Raw genomic sequence first — 17654 nt, forward strand, 5'->3', positions numbered from 1 at the left:
CACCGGTCCCCCGTCACGAGTCCCCGTCACGAGTCTCCGTCACGGGGCCGGGCCCGGCCCCGGATGCGGGTGTCCTCGCGGGTGCGGGCGGCCGAGCGGACCAGCGGGAGGGTGCGGAACGAGATCTGGTTGGCCAGGGAGATCACCGACGAGGCCCGCTCCACCCCCTGGACGTCCACGATCACGTCGATGACCCGCTGGAGGTCGCGGTTGCTGCGCGCCACCACGCGGCAGAGCATGTCGCCGCCGCCGGTGATGGTGTGCGCCTCGATCACCTCGGGCACCGCGGCGAGCCGTTCGGCGACCGGGTCGTGCCCGCGGGACTGGCGCAGTTGCAGCGTCACGAACGCCGTCACGCCGTAGCCGAGCGCGGCGGGCTCGATCTGCGGGCCGAAGCCCCGGATCACCCCGTGCCGGGCGAGCCGGTCGAGCCGGGCCTGGACGGTGCCGCGCGCCACCCCGAGCCGCCGGGACGCCTCCAGCACGCCGATCCGCGGCTCGGCCGAGAACAGCTCGATCAGCCTGCCGTCCAGCTCGTCGATCGCCACCCGGTCCCCTTCATGGTCATGATGTACAGGACGTCCGGTGGACTCCCGGAATGTCCGTACAGGCTGCACAGTGATCTGAACCACTCTTGCGCACTCTGTCGTCGATTGTCGAGATTAGTGGCCATGGATGATTTCCCGGTCAAGGGCATGGACGCCGTCGTCTTCGCGGTCGGCAACGCCAAGCAGGCTGCGCACTACTACTCGACCGCCTTCGGCATGCGCCGGGTGGCCTACCGCGGCCCCGAGAACGGCAGTCCCGACGAGGCGGTGCACGTGCTGGAGTCCGGGAGCGCCCGGTTCGTGTTCCGCGGACCGGTGAAGGCCGGCACCGAGCTCGGCCGGCACATCGCCGAGCACGGCGACGGCGTGGTCGACCTGGCCATCGAGGTCCCGGACGCGGAGGCGGCCTACAAGCGGGCCGTCGCCCAGGGCGCCACGGGCCTGGAGGAGCCGCACGTCCTGGAGGACGACCACGGCAAGGTCGTGGTCGCCTCGATCGCGACGTACGGGGAGACCCGGCACACCCTGGTCGAGCGCACCAACTACAGCGGCCCGTACCTGCCGGGGTTCGAGGCGGCGGACCCGCTGGTGGAACCGCCGGCCAAGCGCTTCTACCAGGCGATCGACCACTGCGTCGGCAACGTGGAGCGCATGGACGAGTGGGCCGACTACTACCACCGGGTGATGGGCTTCACCGACATGGCCGAGTTCGTCGGCGCCGACATCGCCACCGAGTACTCGGCGCTGATGTCCAAGGTCGTCGCGGACGGCACCCGCAAGGTGAAGTTCCCGCTGAACGAGCCCGCCGAGGGCAAGCGCAAGTCGCAGATCGACGAGTACCTGGAGTTCTACGGCGGTCCCGGCGTGCAGCACATCGCGCTCGCCACCAACGACATCCTGGCGTCGGTGGACCAGATGCGCGCGGCCGGCGTGGAGTTCCTGGACAGCCCCGACTCCTACTACGAGGACCCCGAGCTGCGCGAGCGGATCGGCGTGGTGCGCGCCCCGATCGAGGAGCTGAAGAAGCGCCGCATCCTGGTCGACCGGGACGAGGACGGCTACCTGCTCCAGATCTTCACCAAGCCGGTGCAGGACCGTCCCACGGTGTTCTTCGAGCTGATCGAGCGGCACGGCTCGCTCGGTTTCGGCAAGGGCAACTTCAAGGCGCTGTTCGAGGCGATCGAGGCCGAGCAGGAGCGTCGAGGCAACCTCTGACCCGCCGATCGGCCGTCCCGTCCGCCCCTGGTCGCGCCATCCCGCGGCCAGGGGCGGACGGGGCCGGGTAGTGCGCGCGGCGTCCTCGAGTGAGCACAATGGGGCGGCATGACCCAGCCACCGCAGGATCCCGGCCCCTCATCCCCCGACTGGACCTCCCCGAACGCACCCGCCGACGACGGTCCGCCCCCGTACCAGGGGACGTTCGGCGCCGGACCGTCCGCCCCTGGACGGCCCGCGCCTCCCGTCCCCGGGCAGCCCGGCGCCCCGCATCCCGGCATCCCGCATCCCGGCCTGCCCGGACCGCCGTACCCGAGCCACCACTACGGCCCGCCCGGCCACGTCGACCCGCGCGCCCTGCTGGCGGGGCGCTGGGCCCGGCTGGGCGCCGCGCTCCTGGACGCGATCATCCTCGGGATCGTGTCCGCGCCGTTCCTCTTCCAGGCGTTCCGCTGGGACCGGATGACCGAGCTGTCCCAGCAGGGCCGGACCCCCACCATCGAGGACACCTACGACATCCCGCGGCTGATGGCCGGGTACGCGTTCACCTTCATCCTGGGGTTCGCCTACTACACCGTCCAGCACGCGCGCTGGGGCCAGACGCTCGGCAAGCGGGCGGCGGGGATCCGGGTGGTCAGGGCCGATGACCACCTCGCCGCGAGCTGGGGGCAGATCGCCGCGCGCCAGGGGCTGGTGTCCGTGCTGGCGGCGCTGACCGCCGTCCTCAACCTCGTCGGCGCGGCGGGCCTGCTGATGAGCCTGATCAGCTTGGCCGACGACGCGTGGATCCTGTGGGACGACCGGAAGCAGGCCCTGCACGACAAGGTGGGCAAGACGGTCGTGGTGAAGACGGGGCCGTGGGCCCCCAACCCGTACGCCCGGCGCTGACCGTCCCGGCCGCCGTCCCGCGCGGAAATTCTCGGCATGCCGGGGGCAAATACTCGCCCGACCCGGGCGGGACGGCGTTTGCGGGGGCGTCCCGGAGCCGACTTTGACGGCATGACGCAACCGCCGAACGACCCCGCGCCCGGGGAACAGCCGGAAGAGCAGCCCTGGCACGATCCCGGCGGTCCCGAGCGGCCTCCGGCGGGGCAGCCCGGCGGCCCGCCCCCGCCGCACGCCCAGCCGCCGCACGGCGGCGGCCAGGAAGGGCAGCAGCCGCCCTACGGCGGACAGCAGCAGCCCCCGTACGGCGGGCAGAGCCAACCGCCCTACGGCCAGGAGCAGCCGCCCTACGGCGGGCAAGGGCACCAGCCCCACGGCGGGCAGGGGCAGCAGCCTCCACCGCACCCCGGCCCGTACGGCGGTCACGGGCAGCAGCCCTATGGGGGGCTGCCCGGGTACAGCGGGGGCGCGGGCGACTACGTCGACCCGGCCGCGGGGCTGGCCAGCCGGTGGGCGCGTCTGGGGGCCGCCATCGTGGACGGCATCATCATCGGCATCGTGTGCGGGCTCCTGTCGCTGCCGTTCGTCGACTGGGGCCGGGTCTTCAACCCGCACGAGGGCGACACGTACTACTTCAACCAGGGCCAGTACACCTCCAACCTGATCGGCATCGTCATCGGCTTCCTCTACTACTGGCTGATGACCGCCAAGTGGGGGCAGACGCTCGGGAAGATGCTGCTCAGGATCCGGGTCGTCCGGGAGGAGGACGCCGGGGCGATCAGCGGCGGGCAGGCGGTCGCGCGTGCCGCGTTCTACACCGTCCTCGGCGGCATCTGCGGCTGCATCGGGCTGATCGACGTCGCCTGGATCCTCTGGGACCGGCGCAAGCAGGCGCTGCACGACAAGGTCGCGCACACCGTGGTCGTCAAGGCCGGACCCGAGGTCCCCAACCCTTATGACGGGCGCTGACCACTTTCGGCCCCTACCTTCCGAGTTGCCCAGCCTGCCCCAGCACGGGCAGGCTGGGCGGCGTGCATAAGGCCGGAAACTCGACCCGCCCAGCCCGCTCAGCCTCGCGTACCGCGTTCCGGGGGGCGGCGGGACTGACCGCCGTCGCCCTGGCGGGTTCGCTGACGGCCTGCGAGATCTCGGTGCGGAACCCGGGCTCGGGGTCGCCCGGCTCGACTGCGCCCGCCGGTCCAGCCGGGCCCGCCAGCGTCGGCGACCCCTACGTCCCGGGTGACGGCAACGGCGGCTACGACGTCCAGCACTACAAGCTGAAGCTGGCGATCACGCCGCGCGCCGCCAAGGAGCTGGACGCCACCGCGGAGATCACCGCGACCGCCACCGAGCGGCTCACCCGGTTCAACCTGGACCTGAAGGGCCTGGACGTCTCGGCGGTGACGGTGGACGGAGCGGCGGCGCGGGCCCGGCACGAGGGCTCCGAGCTGGAGGTGACCCCGCCGAAGCCGGTGGGCAAGGGCGCCGAGTTCACCGTCGTCGTGCGCTATTCGGGGACGCCCAAGGCGGTGAACGATCCGGTGCTCGGCAAGTACGGCTGGATCCGCACCTCGGACGGCGTCTTCGTGGCGTGCCAGCCGAGCGGCGCGCACACCTGGTTCCCGAGCAACGACCACCCGAGCGACAAGGCCACCTTCGACTTCGAGGTCACCGTCCCGAGCGGGCTGACGGCGATCGCCAACGGCGAGCCGACCACGCCGCTGAAGGACTCCGACGGCGGGACGCCCGGCGGCCTCCCCGGCCAGCCTCCCGGGCAGAGCCCCGAGCAGCCTCCGGGCGACCTGCCCGGGGTGCCCCCCGGCGGCCCCGGCGGCCCTGGCGGCCCCGGCGGCCCTGGCGGCCCCGGCGGCCCTGGCGGCCCCGGCGGCCCTGGCGGCGGCGGGGAGGACCCGCCGGTCGTCCCGGCCGCGATGCGGCAGGGGGCGGGCGCGGTGGCGACGACGACCACCACGTGGCGGGTCAAGCAGCCGATGGCCACCTACCTCGCCACGGTCGACGTCGGCCGGTTCGGGGTGCGGACGGGCCACACCCGCGACGGCATCCCGATCATCACGGCGGTGGACCCGACGCTCCAGGGCGTCAGCCTGGACGCCTTCCACGCCAAGAACGCCGAGATCACCGACGAGTGGGTGCGGCGGTTCGGCCCGTACCCGTTCTCGTCCACCGGCGGGATCATCGACGACGCCTCGGTCGGCTTCGCGCTGGAGACGCAGACGCGGCCGGTGTACGGGTCGTTCGGCCTCGACGAGACGATCGTCGCGCACGAGCTGGCGCACCAGTGGTTCGGCGACAGCGTCAGCCTGAAGCGCTGGCAGGACATCTGGCTGAACGAGGGGTTCGCCACCTACGCCGAGTGGATGTGGGACGAGAAGTCCGGCGGCCAGACGGTGCAGCAGCACTTCGACGAGCTGTACCGCGACAAGGGCAACCGCGAGCTCTGGGACGCCCCCACCGGCGAGCCCGGCCGCGAGCAGATGTTCGGGCGCCCGGTGTACGACCGGGGCGGCATGACGCTGGTCGCGCTCCGCAAGAAGGTCGGCGAGGCCAAGCTCGGGACCATCCTCAAGACCTGGACCAAGGAGCGCAAGCACTCCACCGGCACCACCCAGCAGTTCATCGCCGTGGCCGAACGGGTGTCGGGGCAGAAGCTCGACGCGTTCTTCAAGGCATGGCTGTACGAGCGCGGCCGGCCCAAGCTCTGACCTAGACACGGCCAAGGCCGGGCAAAGGGCTCGCCAAGGCGCGGCCAGTCGGCGCGACGTCCGGCGGCCCGTTCATCAGCGTTGCTCTGATGAACGGGCCCTATCGACGCGTGACCGCCGTGGCGACGGCCGCGGCCCTCCTGGCATCGGCCAACGGCGTCTCGGCCGCGGCCGACTCTCCCCGACCGGCCGGTCCCCCACAACCGGTCTCTCCCCTACTACCGATCCCTGCCCCCCGTCCGGCCGCCTCCGCACCGCCGGCCCGTCCCGGCTCGGCGGGGATCGGCGACGCCTACTACCCCCGCGCGGGGAACGGCGGGTACGACGTGGCGCACTACGACGTCGCGCTCACCTACGCCGGCCGCAAAACCGGCAAGGTGGACGCCACGGTGACCATCAACGCGAGGGCGACCCGGGCCCTGTCCCGGTTCGACCTGGACTTCCGCGGCCCGAAGATCAAGGCGGTCCGGGTCGGCGGGCGTCCCGCCGCGTACCGGCGCAAGGGCCAGGAGCTGATCATCACCCCGGCGGCGGCGCTGCCCAAGGGCAGGTCGTTCAGCACCACCGTCCGGTACGCGGGCACGCCGCGCCCGGTGCGCAACGAATCGCTCGGCACCTACGGCTGGGTGCCGACCAAGGACGGCGCGGTCGTGGTGGCCGAGCCGGACGGCGCGCCGACCTGGCTGCCGGTGAACGACCACCCCCGCGACAAGGCCACCTACGCGTTCCACCTCACCGTCCCCAAGAACCTGCGCGCGCTGGCCAACGGGCGGCCCGTCCGCACCGTCCGGCGCGGCGCCAGGACCACCTACGAGTGGGCGGAGACGTCGCCGATGGCCAGCTACCTGGCCACGGTGGCGATCGGGAGGTTCCAGGTGCGGCGCAGCCGGGCCGGGAACGTCCCGGTGATCACCGCGGTCGACCCGCGGTTCAAGCGCGCCGCGGCGTCCCTGCACGCCAACACGGTCAAGGCCGTGAGGTGGGGGACGAAGATGTTCGGGCCCTACCCGTTCGCGACCGCGGGCGGCATCGTCGACGACCCCAAGCTCGACTACGCGCTGGAGACGCAGGAGCGGCCGGTGTACGGCGGGTTCGTCCCCGATGACAACATCGTCGTGCACGAGATCGCGCACCAGTGGTTCGGCGACAGCGTCAGCCTGCACGACTGGCGGGACATCTGGCTGAACGAGGGCTTCGCGACCTACGCCGAGTGGCTGTGGCACGAGCAGGGCCGGGGCGGGACGCGCAAGCCCGACCCCGCGAAGGACATCTTCCGGCGGTATGCCCGGCACCCGGCCGCATCGCCGGTGTACACCCCGCCGCCGGGACGGCCGAAGCGCCGCGACCTGTTCGGGTTCTCGGTGTACGTGCGGGGCGCGATGTGCCTCCAGGCGCTGCGCGAGAAGATCGGCGACCGGGCGTTCTTCGAGATCCTCCGGACCTGGGCGCCCGCGCGCAAGGACGGATCCGCGACGACGCCGCAGTTCATCGCGTTCGCCGAGAAGGTGTCGGGCGAGCGGCTCGGTCCGCTGTTCACGACTTGGCTCTACACCAAGGGCAAGCCCAGGACACCATGATCGTCCTGGCGGCGCGGGCCCGTCCCCACCCGGCTGTGACCAGCCGTGACCGGCCGCTACCGGCCGTGTCGAGACCGGATCGCGCTTGCCACCGGGATGATCACCATGAATTCTTGAGCGGAACGCGACAACGGATCAGAGGCGGGGCACATGGGCAGATCTCCGAGAACGCTCGCCGCGGTGACGCTGGGCGTCACCGCGGGGCTGCTGATGACGGCGGCGGCGCCGGTCGGCGCGGCGGTCCGCTTCACCCCGGGGGCGGCGGGCGCGGGCGACCCCTACTTCCCCGACATGGGCAACGGCGGCTACGACGTGGCCCACTACGACATCGGGCTCGCCTACGACCCGGCGACCAAGGGCGTCCGGGGCACCGCGAAGATCACCGCGCGGGCCACCCAGAACCTGTCCCGGTTCGACCTGGACTTCCGCGGCCCGCTGAAGATCTCCGCGCTCCGGGTGGACGGCCGCAAGGCCGCCTACCGGCGCACCGGCGCGCAGGAACTGGTGATCACGCCGCCGCAGGGGCTGCGCAGGAACACCCGGTTCACCGTGACCGTCGACTACGCGGGCGTGCCCCAGAAGATCGACGATCCGGCGCTGGGCGTCTCGGGCTGGATCGCGACGCCCGACGGCGCGGTGATGCTCAACCAGCCGTTCGGGGCCGCCACCGTGTACCCGGTGAACGACCACCCGTCCGACAAGGCCACCTACACCTTCACGCTGACCGCGCCGAAGGGCCTCACCGCGCTCGCGGGCGGCGACTTGGTGGGCCACTGGTCCAAGGGCGGCTCGGCCACCACCCGCTGGGCGGTCCGGCAGCCGATGGCCAGCGAGCTGAGCATGATCGCGATCGGGCGGTACGACGTGGTCAGCGGACGGACCGGCAGCGGGTTCCCCAACATCACCGCGACCGACCGGGCGATGGCGATCTCCCCCGAGAAGGCCGGGGCGTTCCACCGGCAGACGGCGGACGTCCAGGACTTCCTGGCGTCCAGGTTCGGCCGGTACCCGTTCTCCTCGACCGGCGGCATCGTGGTCAAGGCGGGCGTGGGGTACGCGCTGGAGACCCAGGGCCGTCCCGTGCACGACCTCTCGCGGCATCCCGGCACCATCCCGTCCGGCGACCTGCTCGCGCACGAGCTGGCGCACCAGTGGTTCGGCGACAGCGTCTCGCCGGAGCGCTGGGCCGACATCTGGCTGAACGAGGGCTTCGCGACGTACGCCGAATGGCTCTACTTCGAGAAGTACGACGGCAAGCCGGTGCAGGACAGCTTCGACGAGAAGTACGCGACGCCCGCCGGCGACGACCTGTGGAAGCCCAAGACGGCCGACCCGGGCCGCGACGGGATCTTCGACGCCACGGTGTACGACCGGGGCGCGATGACCCTGCACGCGCTGCGCAAGGCCATCGGCGACAAGGCGTTCTTCCGGCTGGTACGGGAGTGGCCGGCGCGGTACCGCCACGGCAACGCGTCCACGGCCGACTTCATCCGCTTCTCCGAGCAGGTCTCCGGCAAGCGGCTCGGCGGGCTGTTCGAGAAGTGGCTCTACACCTCGGGCAAGCCGACCCTCTGAGCCGCCCTCCGCCCTCGCGTAACCCCGCACGGCGACCCCGGCACGGTGGGGCCCACGCGGGGGCGGCTCAGCTCAGGGTGAGGGTGTAGCCCTTGTCGCGGAGGCGGCCGATGGCCTCCTGGCTGTGGTCGCCGCCGCGGGTCTCCAGGTGCATCAGGACCTCGGCCTCCTCCACCGGCAGGCGCGCGGCGACGCGCTCGTGCATGACGTCCAGCACGTTCACGCCGAGGCCGGCGAGCTCGCCGAGCAGCGTCACCAGGGCGCCCGGCCGGTCCTTGAGGCGGCAGCGCACCACGAGGTAGCGGCCGGTGCCCGCCAGACCGTGCCGCAGCACCTTCGACAGCAGCAGCGGGTCGATGTTGCCGCCCGACAGCACCACGACCACCGGGGTGCGGACCGCGTAGGAGTGCTCCAGCAGCGCGGCGACCCCGGCCGCGCCCGCCGGTTCCACCACCTGCTTGGCGCGTTCGAGGCAGAGCAGCAGCGCCTGCGAGATGGACTCCTCGGTGACGGTGACGACCGCGTCGACCAGCTCGGCGACCAGGTTGTAGGTGAGGTCTCCGGGACGTCCCACCGAGATGCCGTCGGCCATCGTGGGCTGCACCTCGACCCGGGTGGGACGGCCGGCCGCCAGCGACGCGGGGAACGCGGCGGCCCGCTTGGCCTGCGCGCCGACGACCTTGATGTCGGCCCCGTCGCCCTTCCCGTCCTCGCCCTTGAGCGCCACCGCGATCCCGGACATCAGCCCGCCGCCGCCGACCGCCCCGACCACCGTGCGGACGCCGGGGCACTGCTCCAGGATCTCCAGCCCGATGGTGCCCTGGCCCGCGACCACGTCGGGATGGTCGAACGGGTGGATCAGGATCGCGCCGCGCTCGTCGGCGTACTCCTGCGCGGCGACCAGGCAGTCGTCCACGGTCGGGCCGGGGAAGACCACGTCGGCGCCGTAGCCGCGGGTGGCGGCCACCTTGGGCAGCGGCGCGCCCTCGGGCATGAACACCGTCGCCTTGCAGCCGAGCATGGACGCGGCGAGCGCGACGCCCTGGGCGTGGTTGCCGGCGCTGGCGGCGACGACGCCCCGGGCGCGCTCGGCGTCGCTCAGCCGGGCGATCCGCACGTACGCGCCGCGGATCTTGAACGAGCCGGTGCGCTGGAGGTGCTCGCACTTGAGGAAGACCGGACCGCCGATCACCTCCGACAGCGCGCGCGAGTGGATCAGCGGGGTGGGCGCGGCCACCCCGCGCAGCAGCTCCCGGGCGGCGCGGATGTCATCGAGGGTGACGAGGGTCATGGCCTGATCTTCCCACGGCCCGCCTCGCACCCCCCGCGTCCGCCCCCGCGTCCGCCGACGAGTCCGCCGCTTCGCGGGGCGGCCCCCGGGCGGGCGCCGTGGCCGATGGGGGCCGTCAGCCGGCGCCCCAGTAGCGGTCGCTCTCGAAGATGAGCGCCGCCGCGCCGATCAGCCCGGACGTCTGCCCGAGCGCGGTGGGCACCACCATCACCTGACGGGCGTACTCCATCCTGGCGTAGGTGCGCAGCGCCTCCTCCAGCGGGTCGAACAGCAGCGCGCCCGCCTGCGACAGGCCGCCGCCGATCGCCACCACTTGAAGGTCGCACAGGTGCGTGGCGGACGCGATCGCGATGCCGAGAGCGCGTCCGGCCCGCCGCAGGGCCGCGACCGCGACCGGGTGGCCGCGGCGGGCGTCGGCGGCGAGATCGACACCGGTGACGTCGTCGCGGCCCGTCCGCCAGCCCTCCTCCTGCGCCCAGGCGACCAGGCCGGGGCCGCGCGCGACGGCCTCCAGGCAGCCGCGCCCGCCGCACTTGCACGGCGGCCCCTCCGGGTCGACGATCACATGGCCGATGTGCCCGGCGTTGCCCCTGGCCCCGTCGATCAGCACCCCGTCCAGGATCAGGCCGCCTCCGACGCCGGTGGACACCACCATGCCGAGCACGTTCTCCATGCCCTGCCCGGCGCCGAGCCAGTGCTCGCCCACCGCGACGCAGACGGCGTCGTTGTGGACCCGCACGGGCAGCCCGGGATGCCGCTCGCGCAGCCGCTCGCGCAGCGGGAAGCCGCGCCAGGCCGGGATGTTGAGCGGCGACACCTCGCCGGCGGGCCAGGTCATCGGGCCGCCGCAGCCCACCCCGACGCCCGCGAACCGCGGCCGTCCCGCGGCGGCGCCGACCTTGTCGAGCAGCGCCTCCAGCGTCCGCCAGAGGCCCTCGGCGTCGAGCGCCGGGTCGGCGGGCGTGGCGATGCGGTCGTACTCGGCGATGCGCCCACCGGGCTCCACGACGGCGGCGGCCATCTTGGTGCCGCCGATGTCGACGGCCAGGACGGGGGCCCCGGAGGCCCGGGGCGCTCGGGGGGCGGGGTCGCTCATGTCGGGTCTCCCTGTGCGGCGCGGCCGAAGGCCAGGATGGAGGCGGTGAATCCGTGCACGTGGTTGCGGCCGGCCACCGGCCCGATCTCACCCGCGGCGAAGCACCCGCCCACGCCCGCCGGGCCAAACGCGCGGTCGAGCACCCGCGCGTCATGGTCGGAGTCGGCGAACATCGCCTGCCCCCGCCCGTTGCAGGTGAACACCAGGACGCCCTCGACGGGCGCCAGGTCGAACCGCTCGAGCAGCTCGGCCAGGTCGTCGTCGGCGACTCCCGCGTCGCGGACCTGGAACCGCACCGTGCGGCCCACCTCGACCACGTCGCCGATCGCGATGGCCCCGGTGTCGGTGTCGGCGCCGACCACCCCGCGGACCAGGAAGTCGCCGTGCTCGTGCTCGTCGGCGTACTCGTCCATGGCCAGGCCGATCAGCAGGCCGCGCCCGGCGAGCTCCTGCTCGTCCTCGGGCAGTTCGAGCACGACCTCTTCGAGCTTCTCCAGCGCCGGCGTGCCCGCCAGCTCGTACACGACGTTCTCCTCGGCCCTGGTCACCACCATGTCGGGCCCGATCGGACGGGCCCCCTGGCTGACCAGCGTGGCGGCGGTGACCGAGCCGCCGAGCACCACCCCGACCGCGCCGTCGTCGTACATCTCGCCGCCGACGAACAGCCGCGCCATGCCGCTGGCGGCGCCCTCGGCCAGCCCGCCGACCAGCGGCAGGCCGGGAAGCGCCTCGCCGGACCGCTCGACGAACGCGTCCACCGGGAACGAGAACGGATCGGCCAGCAGCACCCCCACCACGTCGTCGTCGCGCCCTTCGGGCATCCCGACCACGATCAGCCGGTCCTCGGCCTTGAGCGTCTCCAGCCTGAACGGCTCCAGCCGCGCGCCGGGCAGCACCGCCGCCCACGCGCTGACCGCGCCGGTCTCCTCCACCCCCCGGCCCGCGCCGATCACGCCGGACACCGTGCAGCCGAGCACCACGGCCGTGCCGCCCACCACCTCGGTGGCGCGCCGCGCCGCGGCCTCGGCCAGCTCGGGATCCTCGCCCGACACGAACACGCAGACCAGGTCGGCCGGCGCGCTCAGCGGCGCGAGCGCCTGCTCGACCGCGGACTCGGCCGCGCTGGACAGATCAGGCCCGAGGGCCAGGCCGTCACCGAATCGCGCCATCGGCGTCGCCTCCCTCGTAAGGTTCCCCAGTGGACCCCTCCTTCCTAGTCTCCCCCGCTCCGGCGCCGGGACCCAAACGCGGCGGGACGGGCTGAGGAATCGCGCTTCCAGGGTGCGATTCGGGGGATCGGCGACGTAATGTCGATCGCGTGCGTGCAACCACACCCCGCGAGACCACACTGGGCGAGCTGCGCACCAGCGGCCACGTCCAGCGGACGGTGAAGGCCGAGATCCGCCACCACCTGCTCGAACGGCTGAGATCGGGGGAACCGCGCTTCCCGGGCATCGTCGGGTTCGACGACACCGTCGCGCCGCATCTGGAGCGGGCCCTGATCGCCGGGCACGACCTGGTGCTGCTGGGCGAGCGCGGGCAGGGCAAGACGCGGCTGATCCGCACCCTGGCCGGGCTGCTGGACGAGTGGACCCCGGTGGTGGCCGGTTGCGAGATCAACGACCATCCGTACGCGCCGGTGTGCGTGCGCTGCCGGCGGCTGGCCGCCGAGGCCGGCGACGACCTGCCGGTGGCGTGGAAGCACCGCGACGAGCGGTACGGCGAGAAGCTCGCCACCCCCGACACCAGCGTCGGCGACCTGATCGGCGACGTCGACCCGGTCAAGGTGGCCGAGGGCCGCACCCTCGGCGACCCCGAGACGGTGCACTTCGGGCTGGTGCCGCGCACCAACCGCGGCATCTTCTCCATCAACGAGCTGCCCGACCTGGCCGAGCGCATCCAGGTGGCGCTGCTCAACGTGCTGGAGGAGCGCGACGTCCAGGTCCGCGGCTACGCGCTGCGGCTGCCGCTCGACGTGCTGCTGGTCGCCAGCGCCAACCCCGAGGACTACACCAACCGGGGCCGCATCATCACCCCGCTCAAGGACCGGTTCGGCGCCGAGATCCGCACCCACTACCCGCTGGAGCTGGACGCCGAGCTGGCGCTGATCCGGCAGGAGGCCGAGTTCGCCGACCTGTCCGGGCCGCCCGCCGAGGTGCCCGCCCACCTGATCGAGATCATCGGCCGGTTCACCCGGCTGGTCCGCGAGTCGACCGCGGTCGACACCCGGTCCGGGGTGTCGGCGCGGTTCGCGCTCGCGGGCGCCGAGACCGTCGCCGCCGGGGCGGTGCGCCGCGCCGCGCTCACCGGCGAGGAGCGCGCGGTGGCGCGGGTGTGCGACCTGCCCGCGGTGGTGCCGTCGCTGATGGGCAAGGTCGAGTTCGAGGTCAGCGAGGAGGGCCGCGAGCAGGAGGTCCTCGAGCACCTGCTGCGCCGCGCGGTCGCCGAGACCTACCGGCGGACGCTGGGCCCGGCCGACCTGTCCGGGCTGCTCGACAAGTTCGACGCGGGCGAGAGCGTCGAGTCCGGCGAGCTGGTGCCCGCCGGCGAGCTGCTGCGCCGGGTCGGCCCGATCCCCGGCCTCGCCAAGATCATGGAACGGCTGGAGCTGAGCGGTGAGTCGCCCGGCCAGGCCGCCGCGGCGCTGGAGTTCGCCCTCGAGGGACTGTTCCTCACCCGGCGGCTGTCCAAGGACGGCCCGGCCGGGCAGGGCGACGGCACCGCCACCTACCGCACGTAGAGCCGGGCACTGAGCGCTCAGCGCCGAGCACTCAGCCGCACCGAACCTGAACGAACGGCACGAAGGACGCCGCGGATCCGTCCCGGACCCCGCGGTGGCGCGTCCCGAGATGGGGAGGCCGACATGAGTCGTTACCGGTACGGGGCGTACCGCGACGGGCCCGACCCGCTGTCCCCGCCCTACGACGTCCGGGACGCCCTGGACGCCATGGGCGACGCGGTGCTGGAGGGCACCCGTCCCGACGAGGCGCTGCGCGACCTGCTGCGCCGCGGGCTGCCCGGCGAGGGCGGCCGGCGCGGGCTCGACGACCTGCTCCGCCAGGTCCGCGAGCGGCGCCGCGCGCTGCGCGACCGCGGCCGGCTGGACGGCACGCTGGAGCAGGCGCGGGCGCTGCTCGACACCGCGATCGGGCAGGAGCGGGCCGAGCTGTTCCCCGACCCGGGCGACGACGCGCGGCTGCGCGAGGCCGAGCTCGACACGCTGCCCGAGGACACCTCGCAGGCGATCCGGCGGCTGTCGGACTACCAGTGGCGGTCCCCCGCGGCCCGCGAGACGTTCGACCGGCTCAGGGACCTGCTGCGCAGCGAGGTCCTCGACGCGCAGTTCCAGGGCATGAAGCAGGCGCTGCAAGGCCAGGACCCGCGGTCCATGGAGCGGGTCAAGGACATGATGGCCGCGCTCAACCGGATGCTCGACCGGGACGCGCGCGGTGAGCACACCCAGGAGGACTTCGAGCGGTTCATGGCCGAGTACGGCGACATGTTCGGCGCCGAGGACGACCCGGACCGGCCGCGCGACCTGGAGGAGCTGGTCGACTCGCTGGCCCGCCGGGCCGCCGCGACGGACCGGCTGCTGGCCTCACTGAGCCCCGAGCAGCGCGCCGAGCTGGCCGGGCTGATGGACCAGGTCATGCAGGACGCGGGCCTGGCCCTGGAGATGTCCCGGCTCGGCGACTCGCTGCGCGCCCGCCGTCCCGACCTCGGCTGGGGCACGCCCGAGCAGATGACCGGCGACGCCCCGCTCGGGGTGGGCGACGCCACCACCGCGCTGGCCGAGCTCGCCGACCTGGCCGAGCTGGAGTCGGCGCTCGGGCAGGACTACCCGGGGGCCCGGCTCGACGACGTCGACGAGGAGGCCGTGCGGCGGGCGCTCGGCCGGCAGGCCGTCGACGACCTCGGCGCGCTGCGCCGCATCGAGGCCGAGCTGGAACGGCAGGGCTACCTCCAGCGCCGCCGCGGCACGCTGGAGCTGACCCCCAAGGCGGTGCGGCGGCTCGGCGAGACGGCGCTGCGCCGGGTGTTCTCCCGGCTCACCGCGGGCCGGCAGGGCGACCACGACCAGCGCGACGCCGGGCAGGCCGGCGAGCTCACCGGGTCGAGCCGCGCATGGCGGTTCGGCGACGAGCAGCCCCTCGACGTGGTCCGGACGGTCGGCAACGCGATCCGCCGCAGCGTGATGGAGCCCGGCGCGCCGGCCGCGGTCGGCACGCCCGGGTCCGGCGCGCCCGGGTCCGGTACGTCCGGGTCCGGTACGTCCGGGGCCGGTACGTCCGGCCCGCCGCGGTCCGGTGCGGTCCGGCTGAGCGTGGACGACTTCGAGGTGCACGAGACCGAACGCCGCACCGGCGCCGCGGTGTGCCTGCTGGTCGACCTGTCGTACTCGATGGTGCTGCGCGGCACCTGGGCGGCGGCCAAGCAGACCACGCTGGCCCTGCACACGCTGGTGACCAGCAAGTTCCCGCAGGACGCCATCCAGATCATCGGGTTCTCCAACTACGCCCGGACGCTGCACCCGACCGAGATGGCCGGGCTCGACTGGGACATGGTGCAGGGCACCAATCTGCACCACGCGCTGATGATCGCTGGCCGGCACCTGGACCGGCATCCCGACTTCGAGCCGATCGTGCTGGTGGTCACCGACGGCGAGCCGACCGCGCACCTGCGGCCGGACGGCCGGTCGCTGTTCGACTACCCGCCGTCCACCGAGACGCTGGTGCTGACACTGGCCGAGGTCGACAAGATGACCCGGCGCTCGGCCACGATGAACTTCTTCATGCTCGCCGAGGACCGGCGGCTGGTCTCGTTCGTCGAGGAGGTCGCGCGGCGCAACGGCGGCCGGGTCTTCGCGCCCGACGCCGACCGGCTCGGCGAGTACGTGGTCAGCGACTATCTGCGGGTGCGGCGCGGGCGCCGGTAACCGTACAGGCGCCGCACCGGAGGACTAGGGTCGGCGTCATGTCGAGTTCTGATCGTCTCCTGCTGATCCTGCACATCGGCTTCGCGATCTTCACCTTGGGACCACTGACCGCCGCGACCATGGCCACCCCGCGCTTCATCCGCAACCAGAACCTGGTGGTGGTCCGGTACCTCAACCGCACCACCCGGATCTACGGGATCGGCACGCTGGGCATCTTCCTGTTCGGGCTGTTCCTCGCGAGCGGCGACTTCGCCAAGCCGTGGCTGTCGGCGTCGATGACGCTGTTCATCGTGGCGCTGGTGCTGCTGCTGATCGTGGAGCGGGACCAGCGCAAGGCCGCGCACCTGCTGGAGACCGCCGCAGCCAAGGCCGCCCCCGCCGCGTCCAGCACGAAGACGGGCGGCGAGGGCGCGGAAGAAGGCGAGAAGGCCAAGGCGGCCAAGCCCGCCGCACCGGGCGCCGACATCGCGCAGGTCGAACGCGGCCGGATCGCGGCCATGTCCGGCGTCGTCGCGCTGCTGTGGCTGGTCGTCCTCGTGCTGATGGTCTGGAACGGCTGACCCGGCGGACGCGCCCGCCGGGCCGGCCGGTCCGCTACCTCGGCTTCGTCCGGGCCTTGAGCCAGGCCAGGATCTCGGGGTAGACGTGCTCGTCGTTCATCAGCGCGGGCCCGTGCATCTTGCCCGGCACGGTCTTCACCGTGGCGGGCACGCCAGCGCCGCGCAGCGCCGCCGCCAGCCCGGTGCTCTGGGTGACCGGGACGAAGTCGCCGGTGCTGTGCATGAGCAGCATCGGGGCGTCGCCGGCGGACGCGTGCGAGGCCGAGTTGGCGTCGTCCACCCGCTTCCAGCAGGTCGGGTCGGCCTCGATGGGCGTGCACCTGATGAGCTGCGTGACGGCCCGGCGCAGCTTGCGCTGCCCGCCCGTCGCGCTGGCCTTCAGGCCCTCCTGGAAGGCCAGGTACGGGGTGTTGACCGGTGACAGCGCGACCACGCCGCGGACCCGCTGCCCGGCGGTGCCGTACGTGCCGAGCTGGGTGGCCAGGTGGCCGCCCGCCGACGAGCCGACCACCACGATGTTGTCGGGGTCGATGTTCCAGTGCCCGGCGTGCTTCTTGATGAACGACAGCGCCGCCTCGGCGTCGTTGCGCTGCGCGGGCCACTGCGCCATGGTCGCCAGCCGGTAGTTGGCGGCGAAGACGGTGAAGCCCTGCGCGCTCAGCCGGCGCGCGAAGTACTTCCAGCCGCCCTTGTCGCCCTCAAGCCAGTAGCCGCCGTGCAGGACCAGCACGGCGGGACCCGGCTTGACGGCGGCCTTGGCCTTGCCCGCGGCCGTGGCGGCGCCCTTGGTCTTGGCGCCCTTCGCCTTGGCCGCGGCCGGACGCCAGTAGGCGTCGATGCGCTGGCGGGCGGCGGGGCCGTAGGCGTAGCTGGCCTGCTTGGGCGGCCGGGGCGTCACCATGACGGCCCGTCCCGACACGACCCCGCCGGTCGCCGAGCCGGTCGCCGGAGGCGGGGCGGACGTGGAGGGGGACGGCGTCTCGGGGCCGCTGGGACCGGGGCTCCCGGATCCGGGCGGGCCGGTCGAGGGACCCGGCTCGGCGGGCTCCTCGGTGGGGACCGGCGGCGGGGTCACGGGCGCCGAGCCGGAGAGGCTCGGCGTCGGCTGGGGCGTGGTGGCCTGGGAGGCCGTGGGCAGGGCCACGGCGGAGACACAGGTGGCGGCGAACGCCGCACCACAAACCAGTACTTTGCGCACTCCGGGCCCTTTCTTCATGGAACCTGGCGCGCACATCATAGATGTTTGAT

Annotated in this window: 14 protein-coding genes; 9 read left to right on the forward strand and 5 right to left on the reverse strand. The window is 73.4% G+C overall.

Annotated features, from left to right (window positions below; translation table 11 throughout):
* Positions 1–26 precede the first annotated feature (26 nt).
* Positions 27–548, reverse strand: a complete 522-nt coding sequence (locus QP090_RS08890; RefSeq protein ID WP_285938064.1) for an Lrp/AsnC family transcriptional regulator — start codon at positions 546–548, stop codon at positions 27–29.
* A gap of 123 nt (positions 549–671) precedes the next feature.
* Here QP090_RS08890 and hppD point away from each other — a divergent pair, with 123 nt between their 5' ends.
* The 6 genes from hppD to QP090_RS08920 all read left to right on the forward strand — a co-directional run bounded on the left by hppD (position 672) and on the right by QP090_RS08920 (position 8523).
* The gene (gene hppD, locus QP090_RS08895; protein ID WP_285938065.1) at positions 672–1763 is read left to right on the forward strand and encodes a 4-hydroxyphenylpyruvate dioxygenase; all 1092 of its coding nucleotides are present in this window, start codon (positions 672–674) and stop codon (positions 1761–1763) included.
* Between the two features lie 108 nt (positions 1764–1871).
* The gene (locus QP090_RS08900) at positions 1872–2651 is read left to right on the forward strand and encodes an RDD family protein (protein ID WP_285938066.1); all 780 of its coding nucleotides are present in this window, start codon (positions 1872–1874) and stop codon (positions 2649–2651) included.
* A 111-nt stretch (positions 2652–2762) separates the two neighbouring features.
* Entirely contained in the window at positions 2763–3617 is an 855-nt protein-coding gene (locus QP090_RS08905) for an RDD family protein (protein WP_285938067.1), read from the forward strand.
* Between the two features lie 62 nt (positions 3618–3679).
* The gene (locus QP090_RS08910; RefSeq protein WP_285938068.1) at positions 3680–5371 is read left to right on the forward strand and encodes a M1 family metallopeptidase; all 1692 of its coding nucleotides are present in this window, start codon (positions 3680–3682) and stop codon (positions 5369–5371) included.
* An 89-nt stretch (positions 5372–5460) separates the two neighbouring features.
* Entirely contained in the window at positions 5461–6948 is a 1488-nt protein-coding gene (locus QP090_RS08915) for a M1 family metallopeptidase (protein ID WP_285938069.1), read from the forward strand.
* Positions 6949–7098: 150 nt separating this feature from the next.
* Positions 7099–8523 carry a M1 family metallopeptidase gene (locus QP090_RS08920; protein WP_285938070.1) on the forward strand — a complete coding sequence of 475 codons (1425 nt, stop codon included), beginning with the start codon at positions 7099–7101 and terminating at the stop codon, positions 8521–8523.
* 67 nt (positions 8524–8590) lie between these two features.
* On the opposite strand, the gene ilvA is transcribed toward QP090_RS08920, so the two are convergent.
* The 3 genes from ilvA to QP090_RS08935 form a co-directional block, all read right to left on the reverse strand.
* The gene (ilvA, locus tag QP090_RS08925) at positions 8591–9814 is read right to left on the reverse strand and encodes a threonine ammonia-lyase (RefSeq protein WP_285938071.1); all 1224 of its coding nucleotides are present in this window, start codon (positions 9812–9814) and stop codon (positions 8591–8593) included.
* Positions 9815–9929: 115 nt separating this feature from the next.
* The gene (locus tag QP090_RS08930) at positions 9930–10910 is read right to left on the reverse strand and encodes an ROK family protein (protein ID WP_285938072.1); all 981 of its coding nucleotides are present in this window, start codon (positions 10908–10910) and stop codon (positions 9930–9932) included.
* Positions 10907–12079, reverse strand: coding sequence for an FIST signal transduction protein (locus QP090_RS08935; protein WP_285938073.1), 1173 nt, complete (start codon positions 12077–12079; stop codon positions 10907–10909). The genes QP090_RS08930 and QP090_RS08935 overlap by 4 nt, the downstream gene beginning before the upstream one ends.
* A 149-nt stretch (positions 12080–12228) precedes the next feature.
* Here QP090_RS08935 and QP090_RS08940 point away from each other — a divergent pair, with 149 nt between their 5' ends.
* The 3 genes from QP090_RS08940 (at position 12229) to QP090_RS08950 (ending at position 16406) form a co-directional block, all read left to right on the forward strand.
* Positions 12229–13650: a sigma 54-interacting transcriptional regulator gene (locus tag QP090_RS08940; protein ID WP_285938074.1), complete on the forward strand. Its 1422-nt coding sequence runs from the start codon at positions 12229–12231 to the stop codon at positions 13648–13650.
* Positions 13651–13773: 123 nt separating this feature from the next.
* Positions 13774–15846 (forward strand): vWA domain-containing protein, encoded by a 2073-nt coding sequence (locus QP090_RS08945; RefSeq protein ID WP_285938075.1) that lies wholly within the window; start codon positions 13774–13776, stop codon positions 15844–15846.
* 38 nt (positions 15847–15884) lie between these two features.
* On the forward strand, positions 15885–16406 hold the full coding sequence (locus QP090_RS08950) for a hypothetical protein (RefSeq protein WP_285938076.1): 522 nt from the start codon (positions 15885–15887) through the stop codon (positions 16404–16406).
* Positions 16407–16440: 34 nt separating this feature from the next.
* Here QP090_RS08950 and QP090_RS08955 read toward each other — a convergent pair whose 3' ends face one another.
* The gene (locus QP090_RS08955) at positions 16441–17550 is read right to left on the reverse strand and encodes an alpha/beta hydrolase (protein WP_285938077.1); all 1110 of its coding nucleotides are present in this window, start codon (positions 17548–17550) and stop codon (positions 16441–16443) included.
* Between the last annotated feature and the right edge of the window lie 104 nt (positions 17551–17654).

Source organism: Actinomadura xylanilytica (assembly GCF_030283145.1).
Lineage (GTDB): Bacteria > Actinomycetota > Actinomycetes > Streptosporangiales > Streptosporangiaceae > Spirillospora > Spirillospora xylanilytica.

Coding starts and splice junctions, on each gene's coding strand:
- hppD (WP_285938065.1), top strand. CDS start 672: ATGGATGATTTCCCGGTCAAGGGCATGGACGCCGTCGTCTTCGCGGTC.
- QP090_RS08900 (WP_285938066.1), top strand. CDS start 1,872: ATGACCCAGCCACCGCAGGATCCCGGCCCCTCATCCCCCGACTGGACC.
- QP090_RS08905 (WP_285938067.1), top strand. CDS start 2,763: ATGACGCAACCGCCGAACGACCCCGCGCCCGGGGAACAGCCGGAAGAG.
- QP090_RS08915 (WP_285938069.1), top strand. CDS start 5,461: ATGAACGGGCCCTATCGACGCGTGACCGCCGTGGCGACGGCCGCGGCC.
- QP090_RS08920 (WP_285938070.1), top strand. CDS start 7,099: ATGGGCAGATCTCCGAGAACGCTCGCCGCGGTGACGCTGGGCGTCACC.
- ilvA (WP_285938071.1), bottom strand. CDS start 9,814: ATGACCCTCGTCACCCTCGATGACATCCGCGCCGCCCGGGAGCTGCTG.
- QP090_RS08930 (WP_285938072.1), bottom strand. CDS start 10,910: ATGAGCGACCCCGCCCCCCGAGCGCCCCGGGCCTCCGGGGCCCCCGTC.
- QP090_RS08935 (WP_285938073.1), bottom strand. CDS start 12,079: ATGGCGCGATTCGGTGACGGCCTGGCCCTCGGGCCTGATCTGTCCAGC.
- QP090_RS08945 (WP_285938075.1), top strand. CDS start 13,774: ATGAGTCGTTACCGGTACGGGGCGTACCGCGACGGGCCCGACCCGCTG.
- QP090_RS08950 (WP_285938076.1), top strand. CDS start 15,885: ATGTCGAGTTCTGATCGTCTCCTGCTGATCCTGCACATCGGCTTCGCG.